The organism is Solimonas sp. SE-A11, assembly GCF_030345715.1.
Classification (GTDB): Bacteria; Pseudomonadota; Gammaproteobacteria; order Nevskiales; family Nevskiaceae; genus Solimonas_A.
Window position 1 is genome coordinate 1 of sequence record NZ_JAUASX010000023.1, and the last position, 17,002, is coordinate 17,002.

Consider the following 17,002-nt stretch of genomic DNA (forward strand, 5'->3'; position numbering starts at 1 on the left):
ACCCAAGAAAGCACTCGGCGGGCTGGCGCCCGCCGTCTACGCCAAGCAGCTTGCTGCAAAGGCTATTACCATCAACCCAGGGCTCTAAACCAAACCGCTACTCAAGGCGGGGTAACGTCGGGACGGCGCCGCAGTGGCAGGAGCCGTGGTAGGTATTGGTGGGCATGGCGGTGCTCCGTTGGGAGCCGTTCACCCTTCGACGGCCTCAGGGCGAGCGGCTGCGGGGTGCGGGGGGAAAATCAGGCAGCCGGTTGCTGGGCGAGCAGCCTGGCGTCGAACTCCGACGCGCGCTGGACGGCGGGGCGGTCGCAGACGCGGGCCGCGTATTGCTCGAAGACCGGCAGCTTGGGTACGGCACCGACCATCATGGTCCAGCGCAGGGCGGTGCCCCAGAGCACGTCGGCAGCGATAAAGCGCTCACCCAGCAGCCAGGGTCCCTTCTCCAATTGCTTGGCCAACGTGTTGATGACGGTGTCGTAGTCGCCATAGGGCGAGCTGCTGGGGACCGGCGGAGTGTGCTGGTTGATCTTGTCGACGATGGCGGGCTCGAAGCAGGCGGCGTAGAACGCGAGCCAGCGCAGGTAAGGGCCGCGCAGGGCGTCGCCGATGGCGGGAGCCAGGGCCTTCTCGGGATAGAGATCGGCCAGGTACAGCGTGATGGCGATGCGCTCGGTGACCAGGGCGCCGTCATGGACGATGGCGGGCACCTTGCCCAGTGGGTTGATGGCCAGGTATTCCGGGCCTCGCTGCTCGTTGTTCTTGAGGTCCAGCACCTTCAGCTCGTAGTCCGCGCCCAGTTCTTCCATGAGCGCGAGGGTGGAGGCGGAACGGGACTGGGTGGCGTGGAAGAACGTGACCTTGCGATTGCTCATATGAAACCTCCTTGGCGATGCGGCTTGTGTGTGGACCGAGGAGACGAGCTTAGGGCCAATTGCGGACAGATTCGGCCCTCGATAGGATCGGCCGCATGTTGACTGCCTCATCCCGGCTGCTGCGCCTGATCGCCCTGCTGCAGAGCCGCCGCTATTGGTCCGGCCGGGAGCTGAGCGAGCGCCTGGAGGTGGATCCGCGCACGCTGCGGCGCGACGTGGAGCGGCTGCGCGAGCTGGGCTACCCGGTGCAGGCCTCGGCCGGCGTGGGGGGCGGCTACCAGATGGGTGCGGGCGCGGAAGTGCCGCCGATGCTGCTGGACGATGACGAGGCCGTGGCGGTGGCGGTGTCCTTGCGCGCGGCGACGGCGAGCGTGGCGGGGATCGAGGAGACGGCGATGCGGCTGCTGGCGAAGCTGGACCAGTTGCTGCCGGCGCGGCTGCGGCGGCGCGCCAGCGCGCTGCATGCGGTGACGATCTCGCTGCGCAGCGGCGAGCCGCTGGCGGATGCGGAGCTGCTGACCGGCACGGCGGCGGCCTGCCGCGACCAGGAGTGCCTGCAGTTCGGCTACCGCGACCGCGGTGGGCGCGTGACGCGGCGGCGCGTGGAGCCAATGCGCTTGGCCAATGCAGGACGGCGCTGGTACCTGGTGGCCTGGGACCTGCAGCGCGGCGACTGGCGCACCTTCCGCAGCGATCGCATGAGCGGGCCGCTGCAGGCGGGACCGCGCTTCACGCCGCGCATGCCGACGATGGACCTGGTGGAGTACGTGAAGCGGGCGATCTCGTTTGCGCCCTTCGAATACCAGTTGCGTATCCGCCTGCAGGGATCGATGCAGGAAATGGCGCAGCGCCTGCCGCCCTGGGCGGGCGTGCTGGAACACGAGAGCGATACGAGCTGCATCCTGGCCACCGGCGCGGACAGTGTCGAGGCGATGGCGGCGCAGCTGATGTTCGCGCGCGACTTCGAGCTGGTGGAGCGGCCGGCGTGGTTGCCGGAGCTGCAGCGAGTGATTGGGGGGGCTGGGGAAGCGGGTGGGTTGAGTGGGGAAGGCTGACGGAAGCGTTTGCCCTTCGATCCTTCGGCAGGCTCAGGACTTCAGGGCGAAGGCAGCCAGACTCCGTTACCAGGTTGCCTCCCGCACGTCGACAAGCTCAGTGCGAACGGCAACTCCAGCAAGCTTTCCTGCTGCATCCCTCTCCCCTTGCGGGAGAGGCGTATTTGCTTACTGATGAGTGACTCAATGTCACTCGCCAGCCTGGCAAACACGAAGGAGAGGGAAACCCGCAGAGAGTGGCTGGATCTTGATGGAGCCCCCTCTCCCCTGCCCCTCTCCCGCAATGGGAGAGGGGAACACTGAACCTTAAGCCGCCAGCGGTAGCTCGCGCGGCTGCTCGGCATCGTTGGCCGGCACGGTGGCGCCGTTGCCGGGCTTGCGGCGGCCGGGCAGCGACAGCTTGGCGATGCGCTTCCAGGTGCTCAGCGTCTGCTGGAAGAAGGAGCCGGTGTTGTACGGCAGGCCGTGCTTCTTGCAGATGGCCTGCACCTCGGGGGAGATCTCGGCATAGCGGTGCGCCGGCAGGTCCGGGAACAGGTGGTGCTCGATCTGGAAGCTGAGGTTGCCGCTCATGATGTGCATGAGCCGGCCGCCGTGGAAGTTGGCCGAGCCCAGCAGCTGGCGCACGTACCACTGGCCGCGGGTCTCGTCCTTGATCACGGACTCGGGGAACTGCTCGACGTCTTCCGGGAAGTGGCCGTTGAAGATGACGGCGCAGGCCCAGACGTTGCGCGCCAGGTTGGCGGCGACGTTGCCGGCGAACACCAGCGGCGCCATCGGGCCACCCAGCAGCGGGAAGACCACGTAGTCCTTGGCCAGGTGCTTGCGCATCTTCTTCCACACCGGCTTGAACTCTTCCTTGAGCTGCTCGCCGGTCTTGGTCTTGTAGATCAGGTAGTCCTCGAGCTTGAGGTTCTGCACGGCGACGAAGTGCTGGAAGAAGGTGTGCAGGATGACCGTCAGCGGCAGGTTGGCGAGGAAGCGCGGCTCCCACTTCTGCTCTTCGGACATGCGCAGCAGGCCGTAGCCGATGTCGTGGTCGCGGTTGAGCACGTTGGTGTAGGTGTGGTGCTCGTAGTTGTGCGTCTGCTTCCAGTTCTTGGCAGTGTCCGCGCTGTCCCAGTCGAACTTCTGCGAGTTCAGCGCGGGGTCGCCCATGAAGTCGTACTGGCCGTGCATGACGTTGTGGCCGATCTCCATGTTGTCCAGGATCTTGGAGGCGCCCAGGGCGGCGACGCCCAGCGGCCAGGCCGGCGGGATCATGAGCATGACGCGGCCGGCGACTTCCAGCTGGCGCTGGCGGCGAATGATGCCGCGGATGTACTGCGCGTCACGTTCGCCAAGGTCGGCGAGGACACGGTTGCGGATGGCGTCCAGCTCGGTGCCGATGGCCTGGAACTGCTCGGGGGTCAGCTTCTGAAAGATGCCCATGGTAGGTGCTCCTCTAGTCTTGTTTGAGAAGTCCGCGCCATGGATGGCGCGGTCTGTCACAGGGATGTGTGTATGAGTTAGATATCCAGGGTCACGGTGCCGACCGGCACGCTGACGCAGATCTGGATTTCCTGTTCGCCGGCTTCGCTGAGTTCGCCGGTGCGGACGTCGCGCACGACGCCGTTGGTCTTGCGACAGGTGCAGGCCTTGCAGATGCCCATGCGGCAGCCGGACTCGGGGCGCAGGCCGGCGGCCTCGGCCTGGTCCAGCAGGGTGGCGCCGCTGTTGACGGCCAGGCGCTCGCTGCGGGCGAAGCGCACTTCGCCCTCGGCGCCGCCGCTGTCGATCACCAGGGGGGCGACGGTGAAGCGCTCCAGGTGCAGGCGCTCGCTCAGGCCGTCTTCCGACCAGACCTTCTCCACGGCCTGCATCATCGCGGGCGGGCCGCAGAGGAAGGCGGTGGCTTCGCGGTAGTCCGGCACGGCGGCCAGCAACTGCTCGCGGCTGAAGAAGCCCTGCAGCTCGCCGCCCTGTTCGGGCTGGGCGTAGCAGCGGATCAGCTCGACGTTGGCGTGCTGGGCGGCGATCAGCGCCAGCTCGTTGGCGTAGATCATGTCGAGCGCGGTGTTGCAGTAATGCAGGAAGGTGATGCGGCCCGCGTGCTTCTCGTCGAGCAGGGTGCGCAGCATGGACATCACCGGGGTGATGCCGGAGCCGCCGCTGATCAGCAGCACGCGGTCAGGGCGCTGTTCCGGCAGGGCGAAGACGCCGTCGGCCTGCGAGAGCGTGACGACGGTGCCGGCGGTGAGCGCGGTCTTCAGGTGCCTGGAGACGAAGCCGCCGGCGTGGGCCTTGGCGGTGAGCTCGATCAGGCCGTCGGCGGCATGCACGGAGTTGGCCGGGGAGTAGCAGCGCATGCGGCGCACGCCGTTGATCTCCACGGTGAGGCGCACGAACTGGCCGGCGCGGAAGCCCTGCCAGTTGCCGTTGGGGCGCAGCGTCAGCGTGACACTGTCGGCGGTGCCGTGCTTCACGGCGACGATCTCGGCGCGCACTTCATGCACGGACCAGGTCGGGTTGAACAGCTCGAGGTAGCGGTCCACGCCGTGCGGGGTGGTCAGCGTCTCGGCCAGGCGCGAGCTGAGGAGGCGGCGGACGCCGGACTTCAGGAAGCTGTTGCTGGTGGTGGCGGTGTTCATCTGCGGCTCAGGTTGGTGAACAAGTGTGCACCATCTTGTTCCCTGAGACTCGCGGTGTCAACAGTTGTTCACTGAATTTTGTTAATTTATTGTTTTTGAAGTATTTTTAGTTAAATATTTTAGTGAACATTTCCGCATTATGCAGGGCTTCAGGGGTGTTCGGCGAGGGAATCTGCGGGGAATGGGGGAACAATCCTGCGGGATGCGGGAATGAGCGGCGGCAGGGTATGGGAGTGAGCTCGCGGCCAACGACCGCTCCTCCCGGTGCTTTTCATGTGGGAGCGACGCACGTCGCGAGGGACACGCTGGAAGATCGCGACTTGCGTCGCTCCCGCGGGGTGGGCTTTCAACGGGGACCGGTGGATTCATACAGGTGGCTTGTCGCGAGCAAGCTCGCTCCTGCAGAGGGACACATCTGTACGAGCGAGCCTGCTCGCGACACCGCAGCCTGGCGGCGCTCCCCGGCTTCGCTACGCCAAACCGGGTTGCGACGCCGCTACTTGAGGAGACGCGCGGCGGTCTTGTCGTCGGCCAGCAGCTTCACGGTGACGTAGACACCGGGCTCGACCAGGCGCGTGAGGTTACCGGCGCCGTTGTTGCGCACTTCGTCGGTAACGCGGGCGAGCAGGCCGGCGACGAGGAAGGTGGGGACGAAGTCCGGCAGCGGCGGCAGGCCAGGCTGCTCGCGGCGGATGCGCTCGGCGATGCGGCGGAACAGCTGGATGTAGGGCTGCGCAGCGCGTTGGTGCTGCACGGCGGCCTCGCCGCCCGCCAGCGGCAGCTCCAGCAGCCAGGCGCGGGCCAGGCCGGGGCGCTCCTCCCACCATTTGAGCCAGGCCGTGAGGCCGCGGCGCACGCCCTCGATCCAGTCCTGCTCCAGGCCGAAGGTCTCCATGGTGGTGAAGACGTCGGCTGCCGCTTCTTCGGCGGCGGCGAGGAAGCACTCCTGCTTGTCCTGGAAGAACTCGTAGAAGGCGTTGCGCGAGACGCGCGCGGCCGCCACCACGGCGGGCACGGTGGTGGCGACGTAGCCCTGCTCCGCCACCAGCGCGAGCATGGCCTTGACCACGCGCTCGCGCTGCGAGGCGCGCACGAACTGGCTGGAAAGGCCGTGGCGGCCTCGTGGCAGGGGGGCACCGCTGAAGGGGGTCTTGCGCTTTGAAGACATGCGCGTATTATAAGTTCCATCAGAAGACATTCATGTCTTCAAATAACGACAAGCCCATACACCGACCGGCAGGCGGCGCCTTTTGAGCGCTTCCGCACGGCGGGGAGACGGGTCGCGGCGCGCAATGCGTCGCGACCTCCCAGTGCAAGTGGTGCAACGAGGAGAGAGGGTCCATGAAGCCGAAAAAGGCTTGGGCGGTCGCGTGCGCGACGGTCCTGATGTGCTGTTCGTGGGTCGCGGAGGCGGCCAATTCCTACCCGATCGTGCTGGTCCATGGCTTTTCCGGCTGGGGACGCAACGAGCTGTTCGGGCTGCAGTATTGGGGCGGCGGTTTCCAGGTCGGCGGCAACCGCGACCTGCAGGAGCAACTGAAGGCGGCGGGTTATCCGACCTACACGGCGGCAGTGGGGCCGATCAGTTCCAACTGGGACCGCGCGGTGGAGCTCTTCTACCAAATCAAGGGCGGCTGCGTGGACTACGGCCCCTGGCACAGCACGCACCTGGAGATGACCAACGGCGCGCTCGACTCGCGCACGCACATCCGCAAGCTGGACGGGACCAACGGCGCGCCGCGGCGCTGCTGGGCGAAGGACCCGGCCAACAATCCCTACAACGATCCGCTGGCGCTGTATCCGCAATGGGGCGACGACCCGTCCAAGAAGATCCACCTGGTGGCGCACAGCCAGGGCGGGCAGACGGCGCGCATGCTGCTACAGCTGTTGCGCAACGGCTCGCCGCAGGACCTGAACGCAGACACGGCGCTGTACAACGAGGCAACGCAGAAGAACCCGTTCACCGGCGGCAAGAACTGGGTGTCCAGCATCACCACGCTGGCGACGCCGCATGACGGCACCACGCTGGCCAGCGGCGTGCAGCTGCTGCCGATGGTGCAGCAGCTGGCGGGCGCGGCGGCGGCGGTGGCGGGCCTGGTGTCGAGCGACGCGGTGATCTTCGATCTGAAGCTGGACCAGTGGGGCCTGAAGCGCAACGCGGGCGAGAGCTTCGGCAGCTACTACAACCGCGTGAAGGCCTCGGCGATCTGGAACACGTCCAAGGACGTGAGCCTCTGGGACCTGTCTCCGGACGGAGCGAAGGAGATCAACCAGAAGGCGCAGCATTTCAACGATGTCTACTACTACTCCTACGGCACGCAGACGACGTTCAAGGGCGTGCTCAGCGGGCGGCACTACCCGATCCTGCAGACCTTCCTGCCGTTCCAGCCGCAGACGCTGTTCATGGGCGGCTACACGCGCAACGAATCGGGCAAGGTGACGATCGACTCCAGCTGGTGGCCCAACGACTGCGTGGTGAACACGCGCAGCACGCGCTCCCCGACGCTGGGCGTGGCCTCGCCGGTGGTGGACTATACGGGTGTGTCGCAGGCCGGCAAGTGGAACTACATGGGCCTGTGGTCCAACTGGGATCACGTGGACATCATCGGCGTGCTGACCGAGAAGGACGTGAACTACCTGAAGAACAACCTCTACCTGCCCCAGGCCGCACGCCTGAAGGCCCTGCCCAACTGAGCCCGGGGACGAAAACATGAAGAAGACATTCATCCTCGCCGCCCTCGCCTGCCTGGCCGCGGTGCCGGCGCAAGCGGTGGACATCCCGGCCGGGCGCTACCTGGTCAAGCCGGCACACAGCCAGCTCTGCCTGGACGTGAACGGCAGCGGCCAGCTGCAGCAGAAGGCCTGCGTGGACGGCAGCAGCGCGCAGCAGTGGGACATCAGCGCCACCAACGGCGGCTGGTCGAAAATCAGCAGCGCGCAGACCGGCTGGGCGATGCAGGTCAGCGGCGGCTCCAACAACGACGGCACGGTGATCAACAGCGCCAGCTATGGCGGCAGCAACCAGCAGCAGTTCATGTTCCTGAAGAACGGCAGCGGCTATGTGCTGAAGGCGCGGCACTCCGGCAAGTGCGCAGACCTGAAGGATTGGAGCGGCGATGCCGGCGGCCTGTTGCAGCAGCTCGGCTGCAGCGGCGGTGGCAACCAGACCTTCACGCTGCAGCCCACCGGCGGCGCTAGCGCGCCGATCCCGGAGGGGCGGTACAGCATCCGAGCGGTGCACAGCAATCTCTGCGTGGACGTGCCGAATTCCAGCACGGCGCAGAACACGCAGCTGCAGCAGTACACCTGCAACGGCACCGGCGCGCAGCAGTTCGACGTGCTATACGTGGGCAACAGCCGCTATGAGATTCGCAGCGTGACCAGCGGCCAGTGCGTGGACCTGTTCAGCGGCTGGACCGTGAACATGACGGCGGTGCAGCAGTACGGCTGCAACCAGACCTCGGCGCAGCGCTGGATCATCAGCGGTATCGGTGACGGCAGCGTGCAGTTCAAGTCCGCGGCGGATACGAGCAAGGTCTGGGACGTGTCGGAGGTGTCCACGGCGCCGGGGGCCGAGGTGTGGATCTGGAGCAACAGCCAGGCGGCGAACCAGCGCTGGTGGCTGAACCCGGTGTCCTATGCGCCGAACGTGGCGGACGGCACCTACTCGCTGAAGAACAGCAAGAGCGGGAAGTGCCTGGAGGTGCCCGGCACCAGCACGGCGGCGGGCGTGCAGTTGCAGCAGAACGGCTGCAGCAGCGGCACGGCCCAGCGCTTCAAGCTGACGCACGTGGCCAACGGCTACTACACCATCGCCAACGCGACCACCGGGCTGGCGCTGCACGTGCAGAACTTCCTGGTGGGCGACAACGCGGCGATCCAGCAGAGCGAGGCACACGGCGGCGACAACGAGCTGTTCACCTTCGTGTCCTACGGCGGGGGTTACCTGGTGAAGCCGATGCACAGCTACAAGTGCCTGGACATCGTCGGCGGCAGCACGGCGAACGGCGCGCTGCTGCAGCAGTACACCTGCAACCAGAGCACGGCGCAGGTGTTCATGCTGCAGTGATCGAGAAAAGGGCTGGAGGAGATCGCAAGGGCGGAGGTTAGGTGGACGCGCAGACGTCTCGCCATGGATGGCATCCCCGCTGGAGGATCAACAATGACTTGGGCTTGAGGTCTTCGGGCGGCCAGCAATGGCCGCCCTTTTTCTTTGGCTCTCGAAAATCCCCTGCCCGTTCACCTCATCCTTCGAAGGGCTCAGGGCGAACGTCCGTCGTCGTGGTCCCTCTCCGATGGAAACCGCTCGCTGCTAAGCTGCCCCCATGCCACGCCTCTTCTCCCGCTTCACGCTCGTCTTCACCGCCGTGCTGGGCCTGCTCTATGCCTACCTGGCCTGGCGGCTGACGGATCACCTTGCGGCGCGCCTGCTGCTGGCCCTGCCCTTGCTGCTGGTCTGGATCGTGCCGCTGCGCTACTGGGGCGACCGGCGCGAGGAACGCCACCCGCTGGATGCGGCGCTGCACGTGGCGGGCTACCTGGCGATGGGCTGGCTCAACTTCGTGCTGCTGCTGTCGCTGCTGCGCGACTTGGTGCTGGCACTGACCCCGGCGCTGCCGGTGGTGCATGGAGCGCTGCAGGAATCCGGCCCGGCGCTGGTGGTCGGCCTGTCGCTGGCGGCGCTGCTGGCGGGATTCCACGGCGCGCGCCGTGGCCCGCAGCCGGTGGAGGTGGAAATCCCGGTGCCGGGCCTGGACCCGGCGCTCGAGGGCTTCCGCATCGTGCAAATCTCGGATCTGCATGTGGGGCCGACCATCGGCCGCGAGTACGTGGAGCGCGTGGTGCGCATGGCCAATGCCCTGGAGCCGGACCTGGTGGCGCTGACCGGCGACATCGTGGACGGGCCGGTGGCGCGGCTGGCGCAGGCGGCGGCACCGCTGGCGGAGCTGCAGCCGCAGGGCCGCGTGTTCCTGGTGCCGGGCAACCACGAGGTCTATGCCGGACTGCGTGCCTGGGGCACGCAGTTCCGTGGCTGGGGCATCCGCACGCTGGTCAACGAATACGCGCTGCTGGATCAGGCCGGCGCAAGGCTGCTGGTGGGCGGCGTCAGCGATCCGACCATGGCGGTCTTCGGCGAGGCGCTACGGCCCGATGCGCCGCGTGCTGCCGGACGTAGCGAGGGCCGCGCCTTCCGCCTGCTGCTGTCGCACCACCCCAAGCTGGCGGTGGACGCCGCGGATGCGGGCTTCGACCTGCAGTTGTCGGGGCACACGCATGGCGGGCAGTTCTTCCCCTGGACGCTGGCGGTGCGCCGGGTGCACGCGCCGCATGCGCTGGGGCTGTCGCAGCGCGGCCGCATGTGGATCTACGTCAGCGCTGGCACCGGCAGCTGGGGGCCGCCGCTGCGGCTGGGGACGAAGACGGAAGTGACGCTGTTGCGGCTGGTGCGAGCCTAGGACGTAAATGCAGGAGCGGCTGTCAACCGCTCCCGCATCTTGAGGAAACCTCAGTACTTCTCGAGCAGCTTCTGGCTCGCCTTCGCATCCACCGGATTCTTGCCGCGGATATCTTCGGCGATCAGGTCTTCCAGCTTGCCGCCGACCAGGGGTATCTTCACCGACACTTCCCAGTCGAAGGTCTTGGTGCTGCTGCCGCCGGACTCGGCCAGCGAGGTGCTGCAACGGATCTTGCCCGGCAGGCCCTTGGGCTCGACGATGACCTCGCCCTTCTTGCTGGAACGGTCCCAACGCTCGGTCTGGGTGACGGTGGTGGTTTCGCCCAGCACCTTCTTGGCGAAGCCGGGCAGCGGGGCGGAGGACTTCACCTCGTAGCTGACCTTGATCATGAAGCGGGTGCCGTCGTCGCTGTGGTCCACCTGGCGGAAATTCATGGCGCCGAGGGCTTCCTGCAAGGCCTTGTGGTAGGCCGGGTCGCAGAACATCTTCAGCACGGTGGCGTTGTCCTTGGCGAAGGTCTGCTTGTACGAGAACTGCATGTCGGGCTCTCCTGCGGTTATTGGTTTCGTGGGCGCACTGTGCAGCAGCGCGCCGGGCCTGTCATCCCACCAGGGGACTATGGACTACTGCCGGAATTCGCTGGGGCTGACGCCGGTCCAGCGCTTGAAGGCGCGGCGGAAGCTGCGCACGTCGGCATAGCCGGACTGCTCGGCGACGCGCTCGATCGGCAGTCCCGGGTTGGCCAGCAGGCCCATGACGCGGGTGCGGCGCACGTTGTTGAGCAGGGTCTCGAAGCTCAGGCCCTGATCGCCGAGGCGGCGGCGCAGGGTGCGGCCGCTCATGTTGAGCTCGCCGGCGATGCTCTCCAGGCTCGGTCCCTTGGTGAGGGTCTTCTCGATGGCGCGCTCGACGGTGGCGGCCAGGTCCATCTTCTGGCGCACCTGGGCGTTCTCCGCCTCCAGCAGGGCCAGGGCCTGCTTCAGCGCCAGCGGGTTGTGGTTGGGCAGGGCGTGCATCAGCCAGCGCGCTTCGATGACGCAGCGGTTCTGCTCGGCGCCGAAGATCACCGGCGCACCGAACAGGGCCTGGTACTGCGCGACCCAGGCCGGCGCCGGATAGGCCAGCTCCACGCGCAGCGGCGAGAAGTGCGGCCCGACCAGGCTGCGGCCGTAGACCAGCAGGCTGGCAAACAGCTCCTCAACGGCGAAGACCTGGATCTCCACGTCCGGGAAGCGGAAGCCGGCCTCCACCCACAGCTCGGTGCCGGACAGGCGCAGGCTGGTCTGGGTGATGCCGCCGGCGGTGACCTGGTAGCGCAGGCCGATGTCGAAGGCCTCGCCCAGGGTGGGGCACAGCGAGACGGCGTGGCCAAGCAGGCCGAGGGTGCCGAGCACGTTGCGGTTGCCCACGGCCAGGCCCAGGGCGTCGCCGGGCACCAGTTGCAGGGCGCGACGGATCATCAGGCTGGCCTGGCGGTAGGAGACGCGGAAGGTTGGATCGTCCAGGTCCTCCGGGCCGAAGCCGAGGCCGCGGCACAGGGCCTGCGGCTCGACGCCTCGGGCGGCGGCAACCTGGGCCAGGGTCTGCAGCAGGAAGACGGGGAAGACGGCGGCTTCGTAGCGCGGGTCTTCGACAGTGCCGGTCGGGTTGGTGGCGGGGGCCTGGGTCATGGCGGATACGATGCCATAACCCGACCGGGGGCTTTTAGCCCCCGGTGCTTTCAAGCCACCAGGAAGCCCTCAATGCTCCAGCGCGGACTGCCGCAGCATGAACAGCACGCTCTGGCGGTTCTGTACCTCGCGGCGGCCGGTGCGGGCTTCCTCGACGGTGATGTTGCGGGCGCAGAGGTAGACGTCGCGGCTCAGTTCGTCGGCCTGGGGACAGCCGATCTGCAACAGTTCGGTGCGCAGCAGGCTGAGGAAAGGCTGGGTCAGGGGCTCGAACTGGGCGGCGTAGCGGGTGCCTTCGGCGGCCTGCACCGCGGCGGTGCGCATCTCGCGGCGGGCAAAGCAGGCGTCCCAGTAGACCTGCATGGAGCGACTCAGGCGCGAGACGCTGGGCTCGCCGCTGATCTGGCCGACGACTTCGGTCAGCACCTGGCGCAGGAAGTCGCGGTAGGCCGGCAGGGCCTGCTCGGGCATCAGCTGCATCGTGTTCATGGCGTTTCCCCAAGGTCCCGTAGTCATGGAGTGTCCTGCACGAATCACGCCGGGCGTGAGGACCGCAGTGACGCGGCAGGGGGACCGTGGCGGACAGCATACCCGAGCCGCGGTGTCCGCCATGGTCCGAAAGGCGCAGGCCGGTCGGTGAGACCCGACAAGACACGGGTCACTCGCCGGCCAGGGTGGCGGCGGCATAATGGCGCCATGGTTCCCGAACTCAGCCGCATGCAGGCCGCCTTCATCCAGGGCCCGGTGTCGATCTCGCTCGCGTCGCGCGATGTCGCGCGGCGCACGACGATCGCCCGCGGCCTGAGTTGCCGCGTGTCGGAGGCGCGCGACCAGATCTCGATCCTGGTCTGCGGGGCGCGCGCGGCGGCGCTGCTGGCGGAGCTGCGCGTGGATGGCTGGATGGCGGCGAGCTATTCCCTGCCCGCCACCCACGAGACGCTGCAGGTGAAGGGCCGCGACGCTCGCGTGGAGCCGGCGCAGCCCGGCGACGAGGCGCTGGCGGCGGCGCACCGGGCGGCTTTCGCCACGCAGATCGCAGTGGCGGGCTTCACGGTGGCCTTCACCGAGGCCCTGCTGCACCACGAGCCGGGCCAACTGTGCTGGGTGCGCTTCACCCCCGCCGCGGTCTACATGCAGACGCCGGGTCCGCGCGCCGGCGAGCGCCTGAAGGCGGGCGGCTGATGCGCTCGGTCGACAGCATCCGCGATTGCCTGGAAGGCGGCGTGCCGAGCCTGATCGCCACCTGCGACGCCGAGGGCATGCCCAACCTGACCTATGTCTCCCAGGTGCATTACGTGGACGCGGAGCACGTGGCGCTGAGCTTCCAGTTCTTCAACAAGACCCGCGAGAACATCCTGCGCGACCCGCGCGCGACGGTGCGCGTGGCCAACGCCGAGACGGCCGCCGAGTACCGGCTGGATGTGGAGTACCTCCGCACGGAGTCGGAGGGGCCGCTGTTCGAGCGCATGAAGGCCAAGCTCGCCGGCGTGGCTTCGCATACCGGCATGGCCGGGGTGTTCAAGCTGCTGGGCGCCGACGTCTACCGCGTGCGGGCCATCGAGCAGCTGCCCAGTCCGGCGCTGGCGCCGGAGCGCTTGCACCCGCCACTGCTGCCGCCGCTGCGGCGGCTGGGCGAGCGCATCGCGGCTTGCCGCGAGCTGGACGAGCTGCTGGACCGCACGCTGGCGGGCCTGCAGGAGCTGTTCGGCATCCATCACTCGATGCTGCTGATGCTCGACGAGAGCCGGCAACGGCTCTACACGGTGGCCAGCCGCGGCTACGGTGCCTCGGGCGTGGGCTCGGAGGTGGCGCTGGGGCATGGCGTGATCGGGGTGGCGGCGGAGCAGCGCACGCCGATCCGCCTGTCCTACGCCAGCATGGATTACATCTACGGCGCGGCGGCGACCGGCACCGCGGCGGAGATTCCCTGGCCGGGGCTGCGCGAGCCGCAGAGCCAACTGGCGGTGCCGATCGGCTCCGGCGGCCGCCTGCAGGGCGTGCTGTACGTGGAGAGCCTGGACGAAATGGCCTTCTGCTACGAGCACGAGGACGCGCTGGCGGCGCTGGCGGTGTCGCTGGGCTTCGCCATGCAGGCGCTGGCGCAGGAGGACGAGCCCGGCGAACCCGCGCCGGCTGCCGCCCCCCCGCAGCAGCCGGCCGGCAAGACGGCGCTGCAGGTACGCTACTACCCGGAGGACGACAGCGTCTTCCTGGGCGAGGACTACCTGATAAAGGGCGTGGCCGGCGCGATCTTCTGGAAACTGCTGCGCGACTACCAGCGCGACGGCCGCACCGAGTTCAGCAACCGCGAGCTGCGCCTGGACCCGAGCATCCCGCTGCCGGACATCGCCGACAACCTGGAGGCGCGCTTGCTGCTGTTGCACCGCCGCCTGCAGGAGCGCAGCGGCTTGCTGGCGCTGGAGAAGACCGGGCGCGGGCGCTTCCGCCTGTGCGTGCGCCAGCCGTTGAAGCTGGTGGAGGTCGCGGCCGCCTGAGCGGCCGGCGACCTCCACCTGGCGGCTCAGGCCGCCTTGGCCATCGCCACCGGCTGCGTCAGCGCGTCCTGCAGGCGCGCCCAGTCGCGCGCCGAAAGCAGTGGCTGCAGCATGCCCAGCACTCCCGCGAAGACCTCCGCCGGCGCGCCGGCGCGCATGCCCATCAGCATGCCGCAGCGCTCGCCGTGGCTGGCGCTGGGCAGCATCCAGCGCAGGGTCAGCATCATCTCCGGCGGCGGGATGGTGGCGACCAGGGCCTGCTCGATGGCGTGGATCTCGGCGTCGCTGTAGGCCGACCACAGGGCGGCGTTGTTGCGCACTTCCTCGATGTCCATGTGTTCGTGGTTCTCGGCCACGAACATGGCCAGCGCCAGGTACAGGGCGTGGCCCAGCTCCAGGCGGCGCGGGCCGCGGGTGGCTTCCAGGGCATCGGCACGCGCCAGCAGGGTGTCGACGGCGTGGATGTGCTCGCCGTGATCGGCGCCGGTCTGGCCGCTGGAACCCGGGCGACGGGCTTCCATGGCGGGGTGGATGAAGTCGTTTTCGTGCGCAAGATGCGTGCGGCAGACCGCCAGCAAGGCACGCAGCTCCCCCAGCGCGGTACCGCTGTCCTCGGCGTCCAGCCAGTCGGCGCGGCCCAGTGTCTGCAGCGTGTCGGCCATCCAGGCGCGCAGGCCTTTGTGGATCACGGAGTAGATGTTGTAGCGCGGTGCGAGGGTGTCCATTGCAGCAGTCTCCAAGTGGGTTTTCCAAGGGCAAAACAGGCTTTGCCGATGGGTGAGCAGACTACGCAGGAGAACCCTTTCGCATTGCTAAATAGCGCTTAAGAAAACCCTCAAAATTTCTTAAGTGGAGGCGCGCTGTGAACGGCTTCACACCTCCTTGGCGCCCCTGGGGCGTTCCCTGGGAGCGCCCCAGGGAAACCCTCCGTTCAAATAACACTCGCGCGGCGCGCAATTTTCGTGTAAATCTCACACCCGCACGCTCTGCGTCGCAGGGCGATCTCAAGTCCAGGATCAAGAGAGGAGCAGGAGAATGGCTGTTAAGAAGGCTGCTAAGAAGGCTGTTGCGAAGAAGGCTCCGGCCAAGAAGGCGCCGGCCAAGAAGGTTGCTGCTAAGAAGGCTCCGGCCAAGAAGGCGCCGGCCAAGAAGGTCGCCGCCAAGAAGCCGGCTGCCAAGAAGGCCGCCCCGAAGGCGAAGAAGCCCCGCGCTGCCGGCGGTGGTATCGCCCAGCCGGTCGCCCTGAGCGCTGATCTCGCCGGCATCGTCGGCGCGACCTCGCTGAGCCGCGGCGAGCTGACCAAGCGCATTTGGGACTACATCAAGAAGAACGGTCTGCAGGACCAGAAGAACCGCCGTCAGATCAACGCCGACGCCAAGCTGAAGGTCATCTTCGGCGGCAAGAACCAGGTGTCGATGTTCGAAATGACGAAGCTGGTCAACAAGCACGTCAAGTAACACCGCTTCATCTGAAAACCCGCCGGCGCCGAGAGGCCCCGGCGGGTTTTTTCTTGCCCGCGAGCCGGCCGCTCAGCGCGTGCTGCAGCGCTCCGAGATCGTCGCCATCAGCCGCCCCAGCGTGATCAGGTGGGTGCCCAGCAGGGCCTTGCCGGTGGTCAGCAGGGAGCAGGAGATCTCGCGCTGGGGGTCGGCCCAGCCGAGGATGTTCATGAAGCCCAGGTGGCCGTAGGCATGGCGCGTCATGGGGCCGTAGAGGCCGGCGGGGTTGGCACCCAGCATCATGCCCTCGCTGTAGCGCATGGGGATCATCAGCGAGCCGTCCAGGGCGATGCGCCACTTGGGCTTGATGGCGCGCTTGAGGGTCTCGTGCTTGAGCAGGCGGCGGCCCTGCCAGACGCCATTGTCGAGCAGCATCTGGAAGAAGCGCGACAGCTCCTCGGCGGTGGCGTAGAGGTTGCCGGCGGGAATCACGGCGTCCATGAAGGCGGTGGAGTTGGAAGAGTCCACTACCTGCTCGAAGGGCACGATCAGCACCTTCTCGATGATCGCCGACAGCGGGAAGCGCACCGGCTGGCCGGCGGCGTAGTTCAGCGCGGCGCTCTGCCGGTGCTCCGGCGGCACACCGAAAGTGAAGTGCTTGAGCCCCAGGGGTTCGCGGAAGCGGCTGTCGAGGTAGGCCTGCACCGGCTCGCCGGTGATGCGCTGGATCAGCTCGGCCAGGATGAAGCCGCCACTGATGGCGTGGTAGGCCATGCGCCGCGGGTGGGTAGGCGGCGCGCGGCAGATGCGGTCGATCACGCCCGGCCAGTCCAGCAATACCTCCACCTGGCGCTCGCGCTTGGGCACCTTGATCTGCGGGAAGCCGCCGCGGTGCGCCAGCACCTCGGCCACGGTGGTGTCGCGCTTGCCGTGCTGGCCGAAGGCCGGGATGTAGTGGCTGACACGCTGGTCCAGGTCCAGCCCGCCCTCTTCGGCGAGCTTGTGCACCAGCACCGCGGTGACGGCCTTGGAGGCCGAGAACAGGCAGATGGGGGTGTCCAGCTCCATCACCGGCTTGGGCGCGTTGGTGAGGTCCCAGGGGCCGTTGCCGCGGGCGTGGCCGAGCGTGCGGTTCAACAGCAGCTCGCCGCGGCGACGCAGGCTGAAGGCCACGCCGGGATAGGCGCGGCTGCGGTAGAGATCCTGCACCGCGGACCAGATCGCCTCGACGTCGCTGGGGCGCAGGCCGCCGCGCGCGGCGGAACCCTCGTTGGGGTCGATGCGGGTGACGGATTCGATCCGCTCCGGCAGGCGGACCTTGTAGTTCTTCAGCAATCCGGCGTCCTGGGCTGCCTTGATGATCATGGAACGCGTCCCGCTGCGA

Annotated in this window: 15 protein-coding genes and 1 pseudogene; 7 read left to right on the top strand and 9 right to left on the bottom strand. The window is 67.7% G+C overall.

Annotated elements, in window-relative coordinates; translation table 11 throughout:
- Window positions 1-239: 239 nt before the first annotated feature.
- Window positions 240-872 carry a glutathione S-transferase family protein gene (locus QT386_RS20105; protein ID WP_289275539.1) on the bottom strand — a complete coding sequence of 211 codons (633 nt, stop codon included), beginning with the start codon at window positions 870-872 and terminating at the stop codon, window positions 240-242.
- 95 nt (window positions 873-967) lie between these two features.
- Here QT386_RS20105 and QT386_RS20110 point away from each other — a divergent pair, with 95 nt between their 5' ends.
- Window positions 968-1,927 (top strand): YafY family protein, encoded by a 960-nt coding sequence (locus QT386_RS20110; RefSeq protein WP_289275540.1) that lies wholly within the window; start codon window positions 968-970, stop codon window positions 1,925-1,927.
- Between the two features lie 306 nt (window positions 1,928-2,233).
- Here QT386_RS20110 and QT386_RS20115 read toward each other — a convergent pair whose 3' ends face one another.
- From QT386_RS20115 to QT386_RS20125, 3 genes are all read right to left on the bottom strand, one after another.
- The gene (locus QT386_RS20115; RefSeq protein WP_289275541.1) at window positions 2,234-3,358 is read right to left on the bottom strand and encodes an acyl-CoA desaturase; all 1,125 of its coding nucleotides are present in this window, start codon (window positions 3,356-3,358) and stop codon (window positions 2,234-2,236) included.
- A gap of 77 nt (window positions 3,359-3,435) precedes the next feature.
- Window positions 3,436-4,557 (bottom strand): ferredoxin reductase, encoded by a 1,122-nt coding sequence (locus tag QT386_RS20120; RefSeq protein ID WP_289275542.1) that lies wholly within the window; start codon window positions 4,555-4,557, stop codon window positions 3,436-3,438.
- A gap of 496 nt (window positions 4,558-5,053) precedes the next feature.
- Window positions 5,054-5,725: a TetR/AcrR family transcriptional regulator gene (locus tag QT386_RS20125; protein ID WP_289275543.1), complete on the bottom strand. Its 672-nt coding sequence runs from the start codon at window positions 5,723-5,725 to the stop codon at window positions 5,054-5,056.
- Window positions 5,726-5,943: 218 nt separating this feature from the next.
- Here QT386_RS20125 and QT386_RS23535 point away from each other — a divergent pair.
- The 3 genes and pseudogenes from QT386_RS23535 to QT386_RS20140 all read left to right on the top strand — a co-directional run.
- Window positions 5,944-6,207: pseudogene (locus QT386_RS23535) on the top strand (esterase/lipase family protein); the annotation flags it as partial.
- Window positions 6,208-7,267: 1,060 nt separating this feature from the next.
- Window positions 7,268-8,626, top strand: coding sequence for an RICIN domain-containing protein (locus QT386_RS20135; RefSeq protein WP_289275545.1), 1,359 nt, complete (start codon window positions 7,268-7,270; stop codon window positions 8,624-8,626).
- Between the two features lie 256 nt (window positions 8,627-8,882).
- Window positions 8,883-10,013: a metallophosphoesterase gene (locus tag QT386_RS20140; RefSeq protein WP_289275546.1), complete on the top strand. Its 1,131-nt coding sequence runs from the start codon at window positions 8,883-8,885 to the stop codon at window positions 10,011-10,013.
- 50 nt (window positions 10,014-10,063) lie between these two features.
- On the opposite strand, the gene QT386_RS20145 is transcribed toward QT386_RS20140, so the two are convergent.
- From QT386_RS20145 to QT386_RS20155, 3 genes are all read right to left on the bottom strand, one after another.
- Entirely contained in the window at window positions 10,064-10,552 is a 489-nt protein-coding gene (locus QT386_RS20145) for a DUF2505 domain-containing protein (RefSeq protein WP_289275547.1), read from the bottom strand.
- A gap of 84 nt (window positions 10,553-10,636) precedes the next feature.
- Window positions 10,637-11,683, bottom strand: coding sequence for an AraC family transcriptional regulator (locus tag QT386_RS20150; RefSeq protein ID WP_289275548.1), 1,047 nt, complete (start codon window positions 11,681-11,683; stop codon window positions 10,637-10,639).
- Between the two features lie 69 nt (window positions 11,684-11,752).
- Entirely contained in the window at window positions 11,753-12,172 is a 420-nt protein-coding gene (locus QT386_RS20155) for a hypothetical protein (protein WP_289275549.1), read from the bottom strand.
- A gap of 207 nt (window positions 12,173-12,379) precedes the next feature.
- Between QT386_RS20155 and QT386_RS20160 the strand changes: the two genes are divergently transcribed.
- Window positions 12,380-12,865, top strand: a complete 486-nt coding sequence (locus tag QT386_RS20160) for a hypothetical protein (protein WP_289275550.1) — start codon at window positions 12,380-12,382, stop codon at window positions 12,863-12,865.
- Window positions 12,865-14,178, top strand: coding sequence for a GAF domain-containing protein (locus QT386_RS20165; protein WP_289275551.1), 1,314 nt, complete (start codon window positions 12,865-12,867; stop codon window positions 14,176-14,178). Before QT386_RS20160 ends, QT386_RS20165 begins: the two co-directional genes overlap by 1 nt.
- A 26-nt stretch (window positions 14,179-14,204) precedes the next feature.
- On the opposite strand, the gene QT386_RS20170 is transcribed toward QT386_RS20165, so the two are convergent.
- The gene (locus QT386_RS20170; RefSeq protein WP_289275552.1) at window positions 14,205-14,903 is read right to left on the bottom strand and encodes a hemerythrin domain-containing protein; all 699 of its coding nucleotides are present in this window, start codon (window positions 14,901-14,903) and stop codon (window positions 14,205-14,207) included.
- A gap of 310 nt (window positions 14,904-15,213) precedes the next feature.
- Between QT386_RS20170 and QT386_RS20175 the strand changes: the two genes are divergently transcribed.
- Window positions 15,214-15,636: an SWIB/MDM2 domain-containing protein gene (locus QT386_RS20175; RefSeq protein ID WP_289275553.1), complete on the top strand. Its 423-nt coding sequence runs from the start codon at window positions 15,214-15,216 to the stop codon at window positions 15,634-15,636.
- Window positions 15,637-15,708: 72 nt separating this feature from the next.
- Here the strand turns inward: QT386_RS20175 and QT386_RS20180 are convergent, their stop codons facing one another.
- Window positions 15,709-16,983, bottom strand: a complete 1,275-nt coding sequence (locus QT386_RS20180) for a serine hydrolase (RefSeq protein ID WP_289275554.1) — start codon at window positions 16,981-16,983, stop codon at window positions 15,709-15,711.
- Between the last annotated feature and the right edge of the window lie 19 nt (window positions 16,984-17,002).

Coding starts and splice junctions, on each gene's coding strand:
- QT386_RS20105 (WP_289275539.1), bottom strand. CDS start 872: ATGAGCAATCGCAAGGTCACGTTCTTCCACGCCACCCAGTCCCGTTCC.
- QT386_RS20110 (WP_289275540.1), top strand. CDS start 968: ATGTTGACTGCCTCATCCCGGCTGCTGCGCCTGATCGCCCTGCTGCAG.
- QT386_RS20115 (WP_289275541.1), bottom strand. CDS start 3,358: ATGGGCATCTTTCAGAAGCTGACCCCCGAGCAGTTCCAGGCCATCGGC.
- QT386_RS20120 (WP_289275542.1), bottom strand. CDS start 4,557: ATGAACACCGCCACCACCAGCAACAGCTTCCTGAAGTCCGGCGTCCGC.
- QT386_RS20125 (WP_289275543.1), bottom strand. CDS start 5,725: ATGTCTTCAAAGCGCAAGACCCCCTTCAGCGGTGCCCCCCTGCCACGA.
- QT386_RS20135 (WP_289275545.1), top strand. CDS start 7,268: ATGAAGAAGACATTCATCCTCGCCGCCCTCGCCTGCCTGGCCGCGGTG.
- QT386_RS20140 (WP_289275546.1), top strand. CDS start 8,883: ATGCCACGCCTCTTCTCCCGCTTCACGCTCGTCTTCACCGCCGTGCTG.
- QT386_RS20145 (WP_289275547.1), bottom strand. CDS start 10,552: ATGCAGTTCTCGTACAAGCAGACCTTCGCCAAGGACAACGCCACCGTG.
- QT386_RS20150 (WP_289275548.1), bottom strand. CDS start 11,683: ATGACCCAGGCCCCCGCCACCAACCCGACCGGCACTGTCGAAGACCCG.
- QT386_RS20155 (WP_289275549.1), bottom strand. CDS start 12,172: ATGAACACGATGCAGCTGATGCCCGAGCAGGCCCTGCCGGCCTACCGC.
- QT386_RS20160 (WP_289275550.1), top strand. CDS start 12,380: ATGGTTCCCGAACTCAGCCGCATGCAGGCCGCCTTCATCCAGGGCCCG.
- QT386_RS20165 (WP_289275551.1), top strand. CDS start 12,865: ATGCGCTCGGTCGACAGCATCCGCGATTGCCTGGAAGGCGGCGTGCCG.
- QT386_RS20170 (WP_289275552.1), bottom strand. CDS start 14,903: ATGGACACCCTCGCACCGCGCTACAACATCTACTCCGTGATCCACAAA.
- QT386_RS20175 (WP_289275553.1), top strand. CDS start 15,214: ATGGCTGTTAAGAAGGCTGCTAAGAAGGCTGTTGCGAAGAAGGCTCCG.
- QT386_RS20180 (WP_289275554.1), bottom strand. CDS start 16,983: ATGATCATCAAGGCAGCCCAGGACGCCGGATTGCTGAAGAACTACAAG.